Consider the following 17,115-nt stretch of genomic DNA (forward strand, 5'->3'; position numbering starts at 1 on the left):
AAGCTTAATTTTTTATGACATCGATGACGCCTAAACTGTGTGATGACGCTAAAATCTCTAAAGCGAAAGAGCTAAGAAGTGTTTTCTAAATACTCAATCACCATCTTACCAGCGTCCTCTGGAGAGGTATCCAATGGCACACTCAATTGACGCTGTAGCTGACCAACCCCTAATAAACTCGCCAACATCCCTTTTGCACCATCTCGATTGCGGTCTATCTCAAACCACAAACTAAGTTCTGTCTCATCACGATGGGCAACAACCTCTAATTCACGCCAACGGCCATGGTAAGGGCCAGTCGTCGGAACAAACTCGAATTCTTGTACAAACGGCAGTTCAAAACCCTCCACCGCTTCACATTCAACTTGGCGAATACGTAGTCCTTGGGCTTCAAGTTCATTAAAAATACCATCAAGTAGCGCATCAGGGCGAACCGTTAGAGTATCCTTATCCGATGGGTCAATCGCCATCGCAATGTCTAACCCGGTTTCAAGCCACACCTTGGAATCACCAATAGTGACGGGTGTATTAAGCGGGACATAAAACTCACACTCAAAATTACGGGTCTCGCCCGGTTGAATAACAAAGGCATACGGCAGGCTCCATTTGGCCAACGAGTATGTCTGGTGCATTCGGCGTGTTTGACCGCCCTCTTGCTTTTGCGAGTTCATGGCAACTTCTGTGACGTAACGGCAGCACAGGTTGAGATCAATGTTGTCTATCTCTTGTGGCTGAGCGCCACCATACACATACACAATAATGCTCGCCTTTTGCCCTGGATAAAGCACTTCTTGCTGCAATACAGAATCGACCTTGGCAGACCCAATACCAAAACTTGCGAACGTTTTCTTTAAGAACGACATATGCACCTCCTTTAAAACATCATCTTAAGCCTGAAAGAGGTTCAAACTCAAATATACTGTTCACACTATTTTAGCTCTAATATTGTCTATTTATCACACAGGCGTCGATCGATAACTTAGATAGTGATAGTCTAGGCTCTGATATGCATGCATATCATTATCCTGATTTATTATTCGGATTGGCGAAAGCCAGACGAGTGACGCTTCAAGCAATTGAGGCGGATCTCATGGTAAATCAGGCCATTAGATTGGCAATGGATATGCCTGACCGTTAGGTAACTTAATGCGCCCAACAGCTGTCAGGTTCTCGCAGACCAACCGCAGTGCGATGCGTCGTCGTAGTGGCTTTGCTGCTGCTCCAACGGCAAAAAAAATGGCTCCAGCAATGACTCTAGTTGAGAAGACTGCTTTATTAGCACCGACTACAACAAAAGTGATTAAAGCCGCTTAACTAAAAAGCGCAGTTTTTACTGCGCTTTTTCTTGCCTCTTTCCCTTCTCGAAATGAGTTTACACATTGGTATTCCCGATTCAATTTGATACTTTACCCACAAATCATTATAAATTTTGTGGGGAATAAAGTATGAAGTGTCATCGCATTGAAGAGCTGCTTGAGCTAATGGAACCTGAGTGGCAAAAAGATCAGGAGCTTAACTTGCTAGAGTTCATAATTAAGCTATCAAAAGAAGCAGGCTACCAAGGCAAGCTTGAAGAACTGACGGATGATGTTCTTATCTACCACCTAAAAATGCGTAACAGCGAAAAAGATGAAATGATACCGGGTCTGAAAAAAGACCAAGAAGATGATTTCAAAACTGCCATCCTAAAAGCACGTGGCCTCCTTTAATTATCTCTATTGCTTTAGTGTTATAACTACCTTACAGATAAAACACTCAATGAAAAAAGCGATCACTTGGCCGCTTTTTTATTTCTGTTCGCTATTTTTTCGTCACAACTGTTACGACTTTTGTTGTTAAAGGTTGATAGCGTTAAAGAAATGAGAACAAGATTGCCGCTATAATCGCCCCCATAAGAATCTTCTAAAATAATAAGAGTGAGTGTGATAACAACAAATGCACCAAACTCAATTTCTACAGGTTCTCTAAACCATACTTTAAAGTAATGTCGTCAATACCCGATTTAACCGGGTATACATGCCACAAAAAGGATATTCCATGAGTCAGGATAAAATCGATATCAAAGATGTGACTCCTAAAACCTTTAATCCAAAAACACATAAAGGTAATGGAGATCGATTTAACCCAAGTAACCGAATCTATGTGCGAGAAAGCAAAGGTAAATTCCAACAGTTGCGTCGTTACGGCGGTTGGTTCTTACTTTTACTTTTTACGCTTATCCCATGGATTTCATTTGGTGAACGACAAGCGATCTTGCTCGATATCGGCAGCCAACAGTTCAACTTCTTTGGCACTACGTTATACCCACAAGATCTCACCCTGCTCGCGATCCTCTTCATGATTGCTGCATTTGGTCTGTTCTTTATCACCACCTTTTTAGGCCGGGTTTGGTGTGGCTACCTTTGCCCTCAAACCGTGTGGACCTTTATGTACATCTGGTTTGAAGAGAAACTCGAAGGGGCTGCCAATAAGCGAAGAAAACAAGATTCTGGCAAACTGACTATCAATTTAATTGTTAGAAAAACGGCTAAACACATAGCATGGTGGGCCATTGCCATTGCGACTGGTTTAACCTTTGTTGGCTACTTCATCCCTGTCAAAGAATTAGTGGCAGGCTTCTTTACCTTCAACTCGTCATTTTGGCCAGTATTTTGGGTACTGTTCTTTGCCGGGTGTACCTACGCCAACGCAGGTTGGATGCGCTCAATTGTGTGTCTGCACATGTGTCCTTATGCACGTTTCCAATCAGCCATGTTTGATAAAGATACTTTCATCGTAGGTTACGACACCGAGCGTGGCGAAAGCCGCGGTCCTCGTTCTCGTAAAGCCGATCCAAAAGAGCTTGGCCTTGGTGACTGTATTGACTGTAACCTGTGTGTTCAAGTGTGCCCGACAGGGATTGATATCCGTGACGGTCTGCAATACGAGTGTATTAACTGTGGCGCGTGTATTGATGCCTGTGACCACACTATGGAACGTATGGGCTATGAAAAAGGCCTGATCAGCTACACCACAGAACACAGGTTGGAAGGACACTCAACTAAAGTCATGCGCCCTAAGCTGCTAGGCTACGGAGCCATATTGATACTTATGCTGGGTTTGTTCTTTGCACAGATAGCGAGTGTTGACCCTGCCGGCTTAAGCGTTCTGCGAGATAGAAACCAGCTATTTAAAATCAATAGCCAAGGGCTTGTCGAAAATACTTACAACTTGAAAGTAATCAACAAAACTCAGCAAGAGCAAGAGTACAAGCTCGATGTTAGCGGGCTACCAGACTCTATCTGGTACGGTAAACAAACCATTACCGTAGAGCCAGGTGAAGTTTTAAACCTTCCTATCAGCTTAGGCGTCGATCCAGAAAAACTGAGCTCACCAGTTTCGACAATTCAGTTTATACTCTCGGATAATGAAGAGTTTACGATGGAAGTCGAAAGCCGCTTTATCAAGAAGCTCTGATACCAGCCATCTAGTGCTTGGTATAACCCCCCAATAAATGGAAAAAGGCTCAGTAATGAGCCTTTTTTATTCTATGACGATGCAAGCCTTTAACTTTGATAACCTGACTCCTGACTTCATGTGGTACGCACTGGAGAGCATCGGAGTTCGCGCTGAATCCGGGCTTCTCGCTCTCAACAGTTATGAAAACCGGGTATATCAATTCATCGATGAAGACCGTAAACGCTACGTGGTTAAATTTTATCGCCCGCAGCGCTGGAACACAGCACAGATCCAAGAAGAGCACGATTTCGCGTTAGAGCTGATCGAACAAGAGTTACCGGTTGCTCCACCTATGCGGATCAACGGCGCAACCTTACATGAATATCAAGGCTATCTATTTGCACTATTTGAAAGTGTCGGCGGCAGACAATATGAAGTCGACAATCTAGATCAATTGGAAGGCGTAGGACGTTTTCTTGGTCGTATTCATAAAGCGAGTGCCGGAAGAACATTCCAGCATCGTCCGACCATCAGCTTAGATGAGTATCTTTATCAGCCACGTAAGATTCTAGAGAACTCTCAGTTTATCCCAACGCACCTGGAGAACGCGTTCTTCAATGACGTCGATCTTCTAATTAAAGAGTTGGAGAGTCAATGGCCGAGCAATATTGAGAATATCCGTCTCCATGGTGACTGCCACCCAGGCAATATTCTGTGGCGTGACGGGCCAATGTTCGTCGATCTTGATGACGCACGAAACGGCCCTGCGATACAAGATCTGTGGATGCTGCTTAATGGTGATCGCCAAGATAAGCTGATGCAGCTGGATATTTTGTTAGAAAGTTATCAAGAGTTTTGCGATTTTAATACCTCACAACTGAAACTAATCGAACCCCTGCGCGGTCTACGTATGGTGCATTACATGGCATGGTTGGCGAAACGATGGCACGATCCGGCGTTTCCTTTGGCCTTCCCGTGGTTTAATGACCCGAAATATTGGGAGCAACAAGTACTTGCTTGTAAAGAGCAAATTGCTACCCTGCAAGAGCCACCACTTTCGTTAATGCCTCAGTGGTAACCGCAATCGCAACATACAACTAGATAAAAATTCAAACATAATGGAGATTGGATAAATGAAAAAGCTATTCGCATTTTTCTCATTGATCATGTTGAGCCTTTCCGCTCACGCGGCGAAATTTAACGAAGGTGAACACTACAAAGTTCTCGACCTAGAAGCATCAAAAAAACCATTGGTGACAGAGTTCTTCTCTTTTTACTGCCCACACTGTAATAGCTTTGAGCCTATCATCCAGCAGCTAAAACAACAGCTACCTGCTGACGCTAAGCTACAGAAGAACCATGTTTCATTCATGGGTGGCAACATGGGTATACCAATGAGCAAAGCTTACGCGACGATGATTGCACTGAAAGTGGAAGACAAGATGGTCCCCGTGATGTTTAACCGCATTCACAACATGAACAAGCCACCACGCGATGAAGAAGAACTGCGTCAAATCTTTTTAGATGAAGGTATCGACGCGAAGAAGTTTGATGCGGCTTACAATGGCTTTGCAGTAGATTCAATGGTTCGTCGTTTCGACAAAGCATTCAAAGACAGCGGCCTTTCTGGCGTACCCGCAGTCGTGGTTAACAACCGTTACCTAATAGACGCTCAAGGTATCAGCTCTCTCGATGAGTACTTCGAACTGGTTAACTTCCTACTGAAAAAGTAAGGAATGGATGAAAGGAAGCTTCGGCTTCCTTTTTTTTGCTTGTTCAAAAATCATCATTGATAAATAATTAACCTGGAAATTTAAAGCTTTACTGCTATTAATAACCCGTCCTAAGAACCGGTGGGCAAGGAGCCCGTAAATGAAAATAAAAATCACACTTATCGCATTAAGCGTTGCAGCCTCTCCCGCTTTTGCCAAGCTTGCAGACGAACAAGGTTTCAGTGGTGAAATATCGTTCAATACCGGGGTAACCTCTTCCACCTCAAACTTTAATACCGACTCGGATAGCACCATCTCGTCAAATACACAGAAAGCACCTTCTGACCGTTCGTTTCTCATAGCACCTCTAGGAAATGTCGCTTACACCTTTGGTGAAAAGTTAAATCATCAGGTTTACACAGGTACGGCACGTGATGACGTGGCAACAGGTACCGTGGTGCTTGAAGTGGGTTATAAATACCAACTTGAATCTGGCATGGTGATCGATGCTTCTATTCTGCCAACTATTATGTCTGATGAGACTTGGGCTAACCCATACAAAGTTGGAGAAGCTCGTAGCAAAACAGACGAAACCGGTAATGCGTTCCGCCTAAAGCTGGATAGTATTGCTGGCTCGGCGTTCTCCGTCGATATGGCTTTCGCGACCAGAGATGTGGATAACGACCTAGTTGAATACGAAGAACTAAAGCGTGATGCAGACACCTTCTACCTAAAAGGTCAGTATCGCCAACCGATTAACCGCACCATGATGTTGGTTCCGTCTTTGATTTATCAATCAACAGACGCAGAAGGCGATGCAGCCTCATTCGAGCAATTCGGGGGAGAAGTCAGTTTATTTGGTGGCACGGGCCGTCACCAGTACGCGCTAACAGCGGGTTACAGCCAACGCTCTTACAATGCAAGCAACCCGATCTACGACAAGAAGCGTAGCGACGACAACATCAATCTATTCGCCGCGTATGAATATGAACAGTTCATGGACTGGGAAAACTGGTCGTTTGTTGCTCTTGCCGGTTACGGTACTAGCGAATCAAACATTACCTTCTACGATGAATCACAATACATCGCTTCAGTTGGCTTGAACTACAAGTTCTAACTCCAGCCAGCACCAATAAATTATCAAACCCAAGCCTGCACACAAGCAGGCTTTCTATTTACTACTACACAGATTGAGCCGTGAGTTGCTTCAACAATCGGTCCATCGCTCGATAGCCCAGCGCTTCCGATAAATGCTTCTTTTCAATCTGCTCGTTACCGTCAAGGTCGGCAATGGTGCGTGCAACCTTAATGATTCGGTGATAAGCACGAATCGATAAACCCAACCGATGCAGCGCGGTTTCGAGAAACTCCGCATCTTCACGTCGAAGTGGGCAATATTTTTCAATTTCTCGGCTTCCTAGCAAAGCATTCGATTTATGATTCCTAGATAGCATCAACTGACGAGCTTGTTTAACTCGGAGTTTAACTACCTGGGTCGTTTCTCCACGATCCCCTCCTTCAGCGAGCATTCCTTTAGGTAACAAAGGGATCTCTAATGACATATCAAATCGATCAAGTAATGGTCCCGACAAGCGATTGAGATAACGCAGTATGATTTGTGGATTAACTCGTGCTTGATTACCTTCATAATAGCCAGTTGGACTAGGGTTGAGCGCACCTATCAACTGAAAGCGAGCAGGAAAGCGAGTCTTACCTGCCACACGTGAAATAATGATTTCACCCGACTCTAACGGCTCTCGCAGTGAATCGAGTGCCTTGCGCTCAAACTCCGGCATCTCATCCAGAAACAACAATCCATTATGCGCCAAAGAAATCTCTCCAGGACGAGGGACAGAGCCCCCACCCACTAAGGCCGCCATCGAACTCGAATGGTGAGGCGAACGAAATGGCCTTTGTTTCCAGTTGTATTGATTAATCTCTTGTTGCGTTAACGAGGCTACTGAAGCCGTTTCCATCGCCTCTTCATTACTCATCTCAGGTAACAAGTCGCGTAATCGTGAAGCGAGCATGGTTTTCCCCGTCCCAGGAGGACCAAGGAAAAGCAAGTTATGGTTTCCAGCTGCTGCTATCTCTAAGGCGCGCTTGCCTTGTTGTTGGCCAATAATATCTTGTAAATCACGATTATCAGACACGTCGACGTGATGATGCTCCGTTCGATACAAACCAAGCTGAGCCTGACCACACATGTCCGCGCAAACTTCCAACAAGGTTTGTGCTGACTTATGCGCCCCTTTGCCAACCAAGGCCGCCTGATCACCGTTGTGGTGTGGAACCACCAAACATCGCTCAACACTGTCGGCCGCCAATGTGGCTGGCAACACTCCTTTGACTGAACGTAACTCTCCAGACAACGCCAACTCACCGATAAATTCATGTTGCGCTATTTTTGACGTAGGCAGCTGATCGGACGCCACTAAGATACCGAGCGCGATTGGCAAGTCAAAGCGCCCTCCCTCCTTAGGTAAATCCGCAGGAGCCAGGTTGACCGTGATTCTTTTTGATGGGAATTCAAAACGAGAATTGATGATGGCGCTTCTGACTCGGTCTTTGGATTCCTTGACCGTCGTTTCAGGTAGACCCACCAACGTAAAACCGGGCATTCCATTGCTGATATGGACCTCAACGGTCACCTCTGGCGCTTCTACACCCACACTAGCTCGGCTATGAATTATCGCGAGTCCCATAACTTTCCTTTGTCTTTGATTTAAAAGTATTCGCTCTGGATATTCGTTGTACACCAAAGCTATCAAGTTGTTATATAGCTTGGTGGAATGGTGTTTTAATGTGAAAAAAGAATGACATTTTCCTTGTCATACAACAGATTTGTGTGATAACACTAGAGATGTAGACATTTACTGAAGACAATAAACAAGAAAACTCGAATTTTATGATTTTTAACGCTCGCATTTACGCACTGATTAACCTGATTATCGTAGTCATTATTGAGACTGCGCGGGGGCGAGTGGGAAAAAAGTAACCACGAATTAGAAAAAACCCCCGCACTGAAAAGTTCGGGGGTTTTTTCTAATTTAACGGTTCAATTTTTATTATTTTATTATTTTCGGCTTTGCCGATTTACAGGAAGAATGGGAGCACAAGATGTGCAGAGACAATGGAAACAGTTACCAAAATAAAGGTAATACGGAGGAACTACGATGAAAGGCGCAGAACTAGTCGTATCCGCACTCAAGCAGCAAGGCATTGAGACCGTATTTGGTTACCCAGGTGGTGCCATCATGCCAATCTACGATGCACTCTATGACGGCGGCGTTGAACATATCCTATGCCGCCATGAACAAGGCGCTGCAATGGCCGCTATCGGTATGGCTCGAGCAACACAAGACGTCGCGGTTTGCATGGCAACCTCAGGCCCAGGCGCAACTAACTTAGTCACAGGCCTTGCAGACGCCTTTATGGATTCCATCCCACTCGTTGCTATCACAGGCCAAGTTGCTAGCTCCCATATCGGCACCGATGCATTCCAAGAAATGGATGTGATTGGTATGTCTTTGTCATGTACTAAACACAGCTACCTCGTTACCGACATTGAAGATCTTGCGCCAACATTAACTGAAGCATTCATCGTTGCAAAAGCAGGACGTCCCGGTCCGGTTATTGTCGATATCGCTAAAGATGTTCAATTGGCAGAAGCACCTGTTAACACTCTCCCTGAATTTACTCCACCAGCCATTCCTGTTGCGACAACCGATGCCATTGAGCAGGCACAGTACTTTTTGTCTCAAGCTACCCGTCCTGTTTTATACGTCGGTGGTGGTGTTCAACTGGCTAAAGCGACGGACTCTGTTCGTGAGTTTTTACGCCTTAATCCAATGCCAGCCGTAAGCACACTGAAAGGCTTGGGTACCATCGAACGTGACGACCCGCACTACTTGGGCATGCTGGGTATGCACGGCACCAAGGCCGCTAACCTAGTGGTTCAAGAGAGCGACCTGCTGATTGTGGTTGGCGCTCGTTTCGATGATCGGGTAACCGGAAAACTTGATACCTTTGCACCGCACGCGAAGGTTATTCATATCGATATCGATGCGGCCGAGTTCAGTAAACTGCGTCTGGCCGATGCACCAATTCGTGGTGACATCAACAAGATCCTGCCTCAGCTGGAACTAAGCCAAGACATCTCATCTTGGGTCCACCACTCTGAAGGGCTACGCAGCTCATTCAAGTGGCGCTACGACCACCCAGGCGATTTGATCTTTGCTCCGCTACTGTTGAAGCAACTGTCAGACATGATGCCAGCAAGCTCTATTGTTTCGACCGATGTGGGTCAACATCAAATGTGGGCAGCTCAACACATTCAGCCTCGCGATCCACAAAACTTCATCACCTCTGCCGGTTTGGGCACCATGGGCTTTGGCTTACCAGCCGCAATGGGTGCTTCGGTTGGGCGTCCTGATGACCAATCCATTCTTATCTCTGGTGATGGCTCGTTCATGATGAACGTGCAAGAGCTTGGCACGCTGAAACGCCGCCAAATCCCAGTGAAGATGGTGCTTCTAAACAACTCTCGCTTGGGCATGGTTCGCCAATGGCAATCACTGTTCTTTGATGGCCGCCACAGTGAAACCATTCTAGATGACAACCCAGACTTCGTGATGCTCGCAAAAGCGTTCGATATCCCGGGCAAAACCATCACTCGTAAAGAAGAAGTAGAGCCAGCATTGAAAGAGATGCTAGAGAGCAAAACCGCTTACCTGCTTCATGTTCTTATCGATGAAGAAGAGAACGTATGGCCACTAGTACCGCCAGGTGCTTCGAACAGTGAGATGTTGGAGAACACATAACATGAAAAGATACCTATTAGACATCAAAGCCGATGATAAGCCTGTACTACTAGAGCGTGTTCTTCGTGTTATCCGTCACCGTGGCTTTATAGTTAAGCAAGTGGCAGGCACTCAAAACCACGAAAGCAAAGTGGCGAGTGTTGAGATCATTGTCGACAGTGACCGTCCGATCTCTTTCTTGGTCAATCAAATCGAAAAGCTGTGGGATGTGCGTACCGTTGACGTTATCTCAATCAGCCGTAATGAATTGCCAAACAACAACTTACAACAAAAGATAAACGCATAAGGAACCGCAAACATGACAGCTAAAACGGCAGACTATATTTGGTTTAACGGTGAGATGGTTCCTTGGGCAGAGGCGAACGTTCACGTCCTGACTCACGCAATGCACTACGGTACTTCTGTGTTTGAAGGCGTTCGTTGCTACAACACGCCAAAGGGGCCGGTTATCTTCCGTCACCCTGAACATGCTAAGCGCCTGAAAGATTCAGCGAAGATCTACCGCTTTCCTATTCCTTACACTGAGGAAGAAATTATGGAAGCGACTCGCGAAACGCTACGTCAAAATAAACTAGAGTCAGCGTACATCCGCCCTCTCGGCTTTGTCGGTAACGTTGGTTTGGGTGTATGCCCACCAGAAAATACTGAGATGGAACTGATCATCGCTGCTTTCCCTTGGGGTTCTTATCTAGGCGAAGAAGCGCTAGAGAATGGTGTAGACGCCATGATCTCAAGCTGGAACCGTGCAGCACCAAACACCATCCCAACCGCTGCTAAAGCCGGTGGTAACTACCTATCTTCACTGCTAGTTGGTGGTGAAGCGCGTCGTCATGGTTACGATGAAGGTATTGCACTGAGTGTTGATGGTTACCTTTCTGAAGGCGCAGGTGAAAACATCTTTGTCGTGCGCAATGGCGTGCTATCGACACCACCAGCGACCAGTGCAATTCTGCCGGGTATCACTCGTGATTCGATCATGACACTAGCAAAAGACATGGGTTATGAAATCCGTGAAGAGAACATTGCTCGTGAAGCACTATACCTTGCCGATGAAGTCTTCATGACAGGCACAGCAGCGGAAATCGTTCCGGTTCGTAGCGTAGACAAAATTACAGTAGGTGAAGGCAAACGCGGTCCTATCACTGAAAAAGTTCAAGCGGCTTATTTTGGTTTATTCAATGGCACCACTGAAGATAAGTGGGGTTGGTTAGATTACGTTTATCCAGCAGACCACGCTTCAACAAACCAAACACAAACCACTAAGTAAGCAACAGCCAAGTATTTATAAGGATTTAAGCAATGCCAATCTATCGTTCAGCAACAACTACCCACGGACGCAACATGGCTGGTGCGCGCGCTTTATGGCGTGCAACTGGCGTTAAAGATGATGACTTCGGTAAGCCAATCATCGCAGTTGTAAACTCTTTCACTCAATTCGTACCAGGCCACGTTCACCTTAAAGACATGGGTCAACTGGTTGCGGGTGAAATCGAGAAAGCGGGTGGTATCGCTAAAGAATTCAATACCATCGCCGTTGATGATGGTATCGCAATGGGTCACGGCGGCATGCTGTATTCACTGCCATCACGTGAGCTTATCGCAGACTCAGTAGAGTACATGGTGAATGCGCACTGTGCCGATGCGATGGTGTGTATCTCTAACTGTGACAAAATCACCCCGGGAATGATGATGGCTGCTATGCGCCTAAACATCCCTGTGATCTTTGTATCTGGCGGCCCAATGGAAGCAGGTAAAACCAAGCTTTCAGATCAAATCATCAAGCTAGACCTTGTTGACGCTATGATTCAAGGTGCCGATCCAACGATTTCAGATGAGCAAAGTGAACAAGTAGAACGTTCTGCATGTCCAACCTGCGGTTCTTGTTCAGGCATGTTCACGGCCAACTCAATGAACTGTCTAACCGAAGCGCTTGGTCTGTCTCAGCCAGGTAACGGTTCTATGCTAGCAACGCACGCCGATCGTGAAGCGCTATTCATCAATGCCGGTAAGCGCATCGTTGAGCTCACTAAGCGTTATTACGAGCAAGATGACGAGTCAGCCCTGCCGCGCAACATTGCTAACCGTGCTGCATTCGAAAATGCGATGGCACTGGATATCGCGATGGGCGGTTCTAGTAACACCGTTCTTCACCTATTGGCTTCAGCTCAAGAAGGTGAGATTGATTTTGATATGGGTGATATCGATGAGATGTCACGCCGCGTTCCACATCTATGTAAGGTTGCGCCTTCAACGCCGAAATACCACATGGAAGACGTTCACCGCGCTGGTGGTGTAATGGCTATCCTAGGTGAACTGGACCGTGCAGGCCTACTGAACAACCAGACTCGCACCGTGCTTGGTCTGAGCATGCAAGAGCAACTGGCTCAATACGACATCATGCAGACAGAAGACGAAGCAGTACTTAAGTTCTTCCGTGCTGGCCCAGCAGGTATCCGTACCACCAAAGCCTTCTCACAAGATTGTCGCTGGGATCGCCTTGATGACGACCGCAAAGAAGGTTGTATTCGTACCAAAGAGAACGCGTTCAGCCAAGAAGGCGGCCTAGCAGTACTTTCTGGCAACATCGCCGTTGATGGCTGTATCGTTAAGACGGCAGGCGTTGATGAAGAAAACCTGAAATTCCAAGGCCCTGCGATCGTATTTGAAAGCCAAGATAGTGCGGTTGATGGCATCTTAGGTGGCAAAGTGAAAGCGGGCGAAGTGGTTGTTATTCGTTACGAAGGTCCTAAAGGTGGTCCGGGCATGCAAGAGATGCTTTACCCAACCACTTACCTAAAATCGATGGGTCTAGGCAAGTCTTGTGCTCTGCTAACAGATGGTCGTTTCTCTGGTGGTACTTCGGGTCTGTCTATCGGTCACGCTTCTCCAGAAGCAGCCAGTGGCGGTGTAATTGGTCTAGTAAATACTGGCGATATCATCACTATCGACATCCCTAGCCGCTCAATCACTCTTGATGTGCCTGAAGCAGAGCTAGAAGCGCGTCGTGTTAAGCAAGACGCACTAGGCTGGAAACCAGAAAACCGTCAGCGTGAAGTGTCTTTCGCACTGAAAGCTTACGCAAGCATGGCAACCAGTGCCGACAAAGGCGCCGTGCGTGATAAGTCTAAACTAGAGGACTAATCAATGAGTGATGACACGGTCAGCCCCCAACAACAAACTGGCGCAGATTATCTGCGTCAGATCTTGAGAGCCCCCGTTTACGAAGCGGCTATAGTGACGCCTCTGCAAGATATGCCACGCCTGAGCGCTCGTATCGGTAATCAGGTTCAGCTAAAGCGAGAAGACCGTCAACCGGTCCACTCGTTCAAGCTACGTGGTGCCTACAACATGGTATCAAGCCTTTCAGAGCAACAAAAAGCTGCTGGAGTAATTGCGGCATCAGCGGGTAACCACGCTCAAGGCATGGCACTATCCGGTTCTAAGCTTGGTATTCAAACCACGATTGTAATGCCAAAAACCACGCCAGACATCAAGGTCGATGCAGTGCGCGGATTCGGCGGTAATGTGGTTTTGCACGGCAGTAATTTTGATGAAGCTAAAGCAGAAGCGGAACGTCTATCGGCGGAGCATGGCTATACCTTTGTGCCTCCATTCGATCACCCATTAGTGATCGCTGGACAAGGCACCATGGGTATGGAGATGCTTCAGCAAAATGGTCACATGGATTACATCTTTGTGCCTGTCGGTGGTGGTGGCTTAGCGGCTGGTGTTGCTGTGCTGGTAAAACAGCTGATGCCAGAGATCAAGGTCATCGCGGTGGAGCCTGAAGACTCGTCTTGTTTGAAAGCAGCACTGGATGCCGGTGAACCTGTAGTACTGGATCAAGTCAGCATGTTTGCCGATGGCGTTGCGGTTAAACGCATTGGTGAAGAGACATTCCGCCTATGTCAGCAGTACATCGATGGTCACATTGCGGTGTCTAGCGATGAGATCTGCTCGGCGGTGAAAGACATCTTTGAAGACACTCGCGCAATTGCTGAACCTTCGGGAGCGCTGGCTCTGGCTGGTTTGAAGAAATTTGCAGAACAAAACCAACTACAAGGTAAGCAACTGGCAACGGTGCTGTCTGGTGCTAATACCAACTTTCACGGTCTGCGTTATGTGTCTGAACGTTGTGAGTTGGGTGAGAAACGCGAAGGTTTGCTTGCGGTCACTATCCCTGAGCGACAAGGGGCCTTCCTAGAGTTCTGCAATATTATTGGCGGCCGAGCGGTGACAGAGTTTAACTACCGCCACAACGACGAAAGCCTAGCGAATATCTTCGTTGGTGTACGTCTGCAAGGTGGTCAAGAAGAGCTCGAGCACATCATCAATGACCTGCGCGACGGCGGCTACCCGGTGGTCGACCTTTCTGATGATGAGATGGCAAAGCTGCACATTCGCTACATGATTGGCGGCAAACCATCAAAACCATTGAAAGAGCGCCTATACAGTTTTGAGTTTCCGGAATACCCAGGAGCCTTGATAAAATTCCTTGATACCTTAGGTACCCACTGGAATATCAGCCTATTCAACTATCGTAACCACGGTGCCGATTACGGTCGTGTATTGTGTGGCTTTGAACTTGGTGATAATGATTTAGCTCAGTTCTCGACACACCTCCGAGAGCTTGGTTATCAGTGTAAAGATGAAACCGATAACCCTTCCTACAAGTTCTTCTTGTCTTAAGAGTTAACTACCGATTCAAAAAGAGCGAGTATTTACTCGCTCTTTTTATTGGTGCCGGTTCAGGTCAGTCACCTCAAAAGATCGTCTTCAAGTAGATCATTAGATCGCCTTGCGATGATCCAACCAATCTTGATGAAGTTGCTCGCTCGATCCTAGGTATTTTACCATCCATTCGATCAATTTATGGTTGTCGTCTTTTCGCCACACCAAACAGCAATGGCTCTGCGGGCTTGGTTCTGGCAAGATCTTCTCCACCAACAAACCCTGCTCAATAATAGGCGCAGCGATATGTCTTGGCATATAACCCACTCCAACACCGTTCTTAAGGCACTCAATCGCACTGTACCAATTAGGTAATAGAAGACGTCTCTGACTCGCATAGTGACCGGTGTGTCGCTTAGGCAGCACACTAGAGGTATCATCCAAACATATTGCGGGATACTGGCTAACAAATTCTTCATTGAGGTTTTGCTCTCGCACACACGGATGACTTGGCGACATCACAAACGCCCAATCTAAGCGCCCCATGTCTTTGACCTCAAAGTCACCACCTACAGGTATCGCGGAAGTGGCACCAATCACGATATCCGCCCTGCCCTGCGCTATCGCTTCCCAAGAGCCGTTGAACACCTCCATGTTGATCTGAAGTTCGGCAAACTCAAACGTTTGATAGAACGCTTCAATCATCGGCTTCATTTTGTCGAGCTTAACCACATTATCAAGCGTTAGGCGCAGGGTCTTCTTCCAACCACGAGCAGCTCGTCGAGTTTGAGCACTGATCTCTTCCATCTGCCTCAGCAACGCACGAGCCTCTTCAATGAACAGTTCACCAGCAGGCGTCAGTTCAACCTTTCTCGGTAAGCGTCTGAAAAGTAAAACATCCAATTCTTGTTCGACCTGTCTAACCCCATAACTGATCGCTGATGGCACTTTGTGCAGTTGCTGTGCCGCAGCAGTAAAACTGCCTAAGCGGGCAACCGTATCGAGCATTTCTAAAGAGGATTTAGAGAACATAAGCCTTCAAATTTTTTGATTGATAACTACATATTTTAGCGTTTTATTTTATCAGTTTTGAAAAATAGAATGTAATGATTAATAAACAGGGGCTTTCAGTCCTTTATATCAAACAATTTTTTTGATGATAAAAACACCACTACTTTTAGTTTAATGGCATTTTATGAATATTTCTAAATTTCAATTGGTCTACCTTGCAGTTCTCTCAATGCTTGGTTTTATTGCGACCGATATGTACCTTCCTGCATTTAAGGCGATGGAGATCGATTTCGCAACAGGCCCAGAACAGATCGCATTGTCGTTAACCGTGTTTCTTGGCGGTATGGCAATGGGTCAGCTCCTGTGGGGACTCGCGAGTGACAAGTACGGTCATCGCAATACGTTAGCCGTTGGCTTAATGCTATTCACTATTGCCTCATTCGGCTTAGCGTTCAGTACTGAGGTCTGGCACCTACTGACACTGCGCTTCATTCAAGCGATCGGGGTGTGCGCTCCCGCAGTAATTTGGCAAGCGATGGTTATCAAGCGATACTCTCAGAGCAGTAGCCAACAAATTTTTGCGACCATCATGCCTTTAGTGGCGCTATCTCCAGCATTAGCACCTCAATTAGGTGTATTACTCGCGAACAACTTTGGCTGGCACAGTATCTTCATCACATTAACCTTGATGGGTGCATTGTTAGCAGTAACGACAATGGCTCAACCAAAAGAAGCACCTGAGGTAAAACAAACATCGATCAAAACAGACATCAAGATGTTGCTTAAATCAAAGCCTTACATGGGTAATGTGCTGATGTTTGCTTCGGCTTCGGCGGCGTTCTTCGCTTATCTAACTGGTATGCCAGAGATCATGGCTCAACTAGGTTATGAAGCAAAAGACATCGGTCTTAGCTTTATTCCACAGACAATCGCATTCATGGCGGGTGGTTATTTTGGCAAACAAGCTGTGAAGAAATACGGCGATGGTTTGGTACTAAGAAACCTTATTGGATTGTTCAGTGTTGCTGCGATGCTAATCTTTATCGCATCACAGTGGGAACTGACATCAATCTGGCCTCTATTAGCACCTTTCTGTTTGATTGCTGTAGCGAATGGTGCACTTTACCCAATCGTAGTAAACCGTGCGCTATCAAGTGCTAAGCAAAGCCCGGCAACAGCGGCGGGTCTACAAAACAGCTTGCAAATTACTATTAGTGGCCTCTCAAGCGCACTAGTTGCAGCAATGGCTAGCCAAGCGTTAAGCGCCACAGGTATCGCAGTTGTGATCTGTTTGGGAGCACTGTGGATTGGCTATATTGTTTCGAACAAAGAGCTATCAGAACACTTTGCAACTCCGGATAACTCTCGCGTCGTCACAGAAGAGAAGCAAGACTAGCTTCTAGCTTCTAGCTTCTAGCTTAATAAAAACCAAAAAGAGCGAGATGACTCGCTCTTTTTAT

At 46.5% G+C, this 17,115-nt stretch carries 15 protein-coding genes and 1 pseudogene; 12 read left to right on the top strand and 4 right to left on the bottom strand.

Annotation, left to right across the window (positions count from 1 at the left end; genetic code table 11):
* Nucleotides 1-71: 71 nt before the first annotated feature.
* The gene (locus tag OCU50_RS14285) at nucleotides 72-863 is read right to left on the bottom strand and encodes a sporulation protein (RefSeq protein WP_060468900.1); all 792 of its coding nucleotides are present in this window, start codon (nucleotides 861-863) and stop codon (nucleotides 72-74) included.
* Between the two features lie 283 nt (nucleotides 864-1,146).
* On the opposite strand from OCU50_RS14285, the gene OCU50_RS14290 reads away from it, so the two are divergent.
* Both OCU50_RS14290 and OCU50_RS14295 read left to right on the top strand, forming a co-directional pair.
* Nucleotides 1,147-1,314, top strand: coding sequence for a hypothetical protein (locus OCU50_RS14290; RefSeq protein ID WP_099049823.1), 168 nt, complete (start codon nucleotides 1,147-1,149; stop codon nucleotides 1,312-1,314).
* Between the two features lie 131 nt (nucleotides 1,315-1,445).
* Nucleotides 1,446-1,709 carry a YihD family protein gene (locus OCU50_RS14295; protein ID WP_009848104.1) on the top strand — a complete coding sequence of 88 codons (264 nt, stop codon included), beginning with the start codon at nucleotides 1,446-1,448 and terminating at the stop codon, nucleotides 1,707-1,709.
* A gap of 6 nt (nucleotides 1,710-1,715) precedes the next feature.
* On the opposite strand, the pseudogene OCU50_RS20765 reads toward OCU50_RS14295, so the two are convergent.
* Nucleotides 1,716-1,909, bottom strand: a pseudogene (locus tag OCU50_RS20765) (hypothetical protein).
* 128 nt (nucleotides 1,910-2,037) lie between these two features.
* On the opposite strand from OCU50_RS20765, the gene ccoG reads away from it, so the two are divergent.
* The 4 genes from ccoG to OCU50_RS14315 all read left to right on the top strand — a co-directional run bounded on the left by ccoG (nucleotide 2,038) and on the right by OCU50_RS14315 (nucleotide 6,267).
* Nucleotides 2,038-3,456, top strand: coding sequence for a cytochrome c oxidase accessory protein CcoG (gene ccoG, locus OCU50_RS14300; protein WP_060468901.1), 1,419 nt, complete (start codon nucleotides 2,038-2,040; stop codon nucleotides 3,454-3,456).
* A gap of 73 nt (nucleotides 3,457-3,529) precedes the next feature.
* The gene (locus OCU50_RS14305; protein WP_060468902.1) at nucleotides 3,530-4,516 is read left to right on the top strand and encodes a serine/threonine protein kinase; all 987 of its coding nucleotides are present in this window, start codon (nucleotides 3,530-3,532) and stop codon (nucleotides 4,514-4,516) included.
* Nucleotides 4,517-4,571: 55 nt separating this feature from the next.
* Nucleotides 4,572-5,171, top strand: a complete 600-nt coding sequence (locus tag OCU50_RS14310) for a thiol:disulfide interchange protein DsbA/DsbL (RefSeq protein ID WP_060468903.1) — start codon at nucleotides 4,572-4,574, stop codon at nucleotides 5,169-5,171.
* Nucleotides 5,172-5,310: 139 nt separating this feature from the next.
* Complete coding sequence (locus OCU50_RS14315) at nucleotides 5,311-6,267, top strand: DUF2860 domain-containing protein (RefSeq protein ID WP_060468904.1); 957 nt, start codon at nucleotides 5,311-5,313, stop codon at nucleotides 6,265-6,267.
* Nucleotides 6,268-6,331: 64 nt separating this feature from the next.
* Here OCU50_RS14315 and OCU50_RS14320 read toward each other — a convergent pair whose 3' ends face one another.
* Nucleotides 6,332-7,855 carry a YifB family Mg chelatase-like AAA ATPase gene (locus tag OCU50_RS14320; RefSeq protein ID WP_060468905.1) on the bottom strand — a complete coding sequence of 508 codons (1,524 nt, stop codon included), beginning with the start codon at nucleotides 7,853-7,855 and terminating at the stop codon, nucleotides 6,332-6,334.
* A gap of 471 nt (nucleotides 7,856-8,326) precedes the next feature.
* Between OCU50_RS14320 and ilvG the strand changes: the two genes are divergently transcribed.
* Genes ilvG through ilvA form a run of 5 tightly spaced genes read left to right on the top strand, consistent with a single transcriptional unit; the run spans nucleotide 8,327 to nucleotide 14,662 of the window.
* Entirely contained in the window at nucleotides 8,327-9,973 is a 1,647-nt protein-coding gene (ilvG, locus tag OCU50_RS14325; RefSeq protein ID WP_060468906.1) for an acetolactate synthase 2 catalytic subunit, read from the top strand.
* A gap of 1 nt (nucleotide 9,974) precedes the next feature.
* The gene (ilvM, locus tag OCU50_RS14330) at nucleotides 9,975-10,259 is read left to right on the top strand and encodes an acetolactate synthase 2 small subunit (RefSeq protein ID WP_017055442.1); all 285 of its coding nucleotides are present in this window, start codon (nucleotides 9,975-9,977) and stop codon (nucleotides 10,257-10,259) included.
* Between the two features lie 12 nt (nucleotides 10,260-10,271).
* The gene (locus OCU50_RS14335) at nucleotides 10,272-11,240 is read left to right on the top strand and encodes a branched-chain amino acid transaminase (RefSeq protein ID WP_060468907.1); all 969 of its coding nucleotides are present in this window, start codon (nucleotides 10,272-10,274) and stop codon (nucleotides 11,238-11,240) included.
* A 32-nt stretch (nucleotides 11,241-11,272) separates the two neighbouring features.
* On the top strand, nucleotides 11,273-13,114 hold the full coding sequence (gene ilvD, locus OCU50_RS14340; protein ID WP_060468908.1) for a dihydroxy-acid dehydratase: 1,842 nt from the start codon (nucleotides 11,273-11,275) through the stop codon (nucleotides 13,112-13,114).
* 3 nt (nucleotides 13,115-13,117) lie between these two features.
* A complete protein-coding gene (gene ilvA / locus OCU50_RS14345; RefSeq protein ID WP_060468909.1) occupies nucleotides 13,118-14,662 on the top strand; it encodes a threonine ammonia-lyase, biosynthetic in 1,545 nt (514 codons plus the stop codon).
* A 99-nt stretch (nucleotides 14,663-14,761) separates the two neighbouring features.
* On the opposite strand, the gene punR is transcribed toward ilvA, so the two are convergent.
* The gene (gene punR / locus OCU50_RS14350) at nucleotides 14,762-15,676 is read right to left on the bottom strand and encodes a DNA-binding transcriptional activator PunR (protein ID WP_017055446.1); all 915 of its coding nucleotides are present in this window, start codon (nucleotides 15,674-15,676) and stop codon (nucleotides 14,762-14,764) included.
* Nucleotides 15,677-15,839: 163 nt separating this feature from the next.
* Between punR and punC the strand changes: the two genes are divergently transcribed.
* Nucleotides 15,840-17,051: a purine nucleoside transporter PunC gene (gene punC / locus OCU50_RS14355; RefSeq protein WP_046224850.1), complete on the top strand. Its 1,212-nt coding sequence runs from the start codon at nucleotides 15,840-15,842 to the stop codon at nucleotides 17,049-17,051.
* Nucleotides 17,052-17,115 lie beyond the last annotated feature (64 nt).

This window comes from Vibrio toranzoniae (genome assembly GCF_024347655.1).
GTDB lineage: Bacteria > Pseudomonadota > Gammaproteobacteria > Enterobacterales > Vibrionaceae > Vibrio > Vibrio toranzoniae.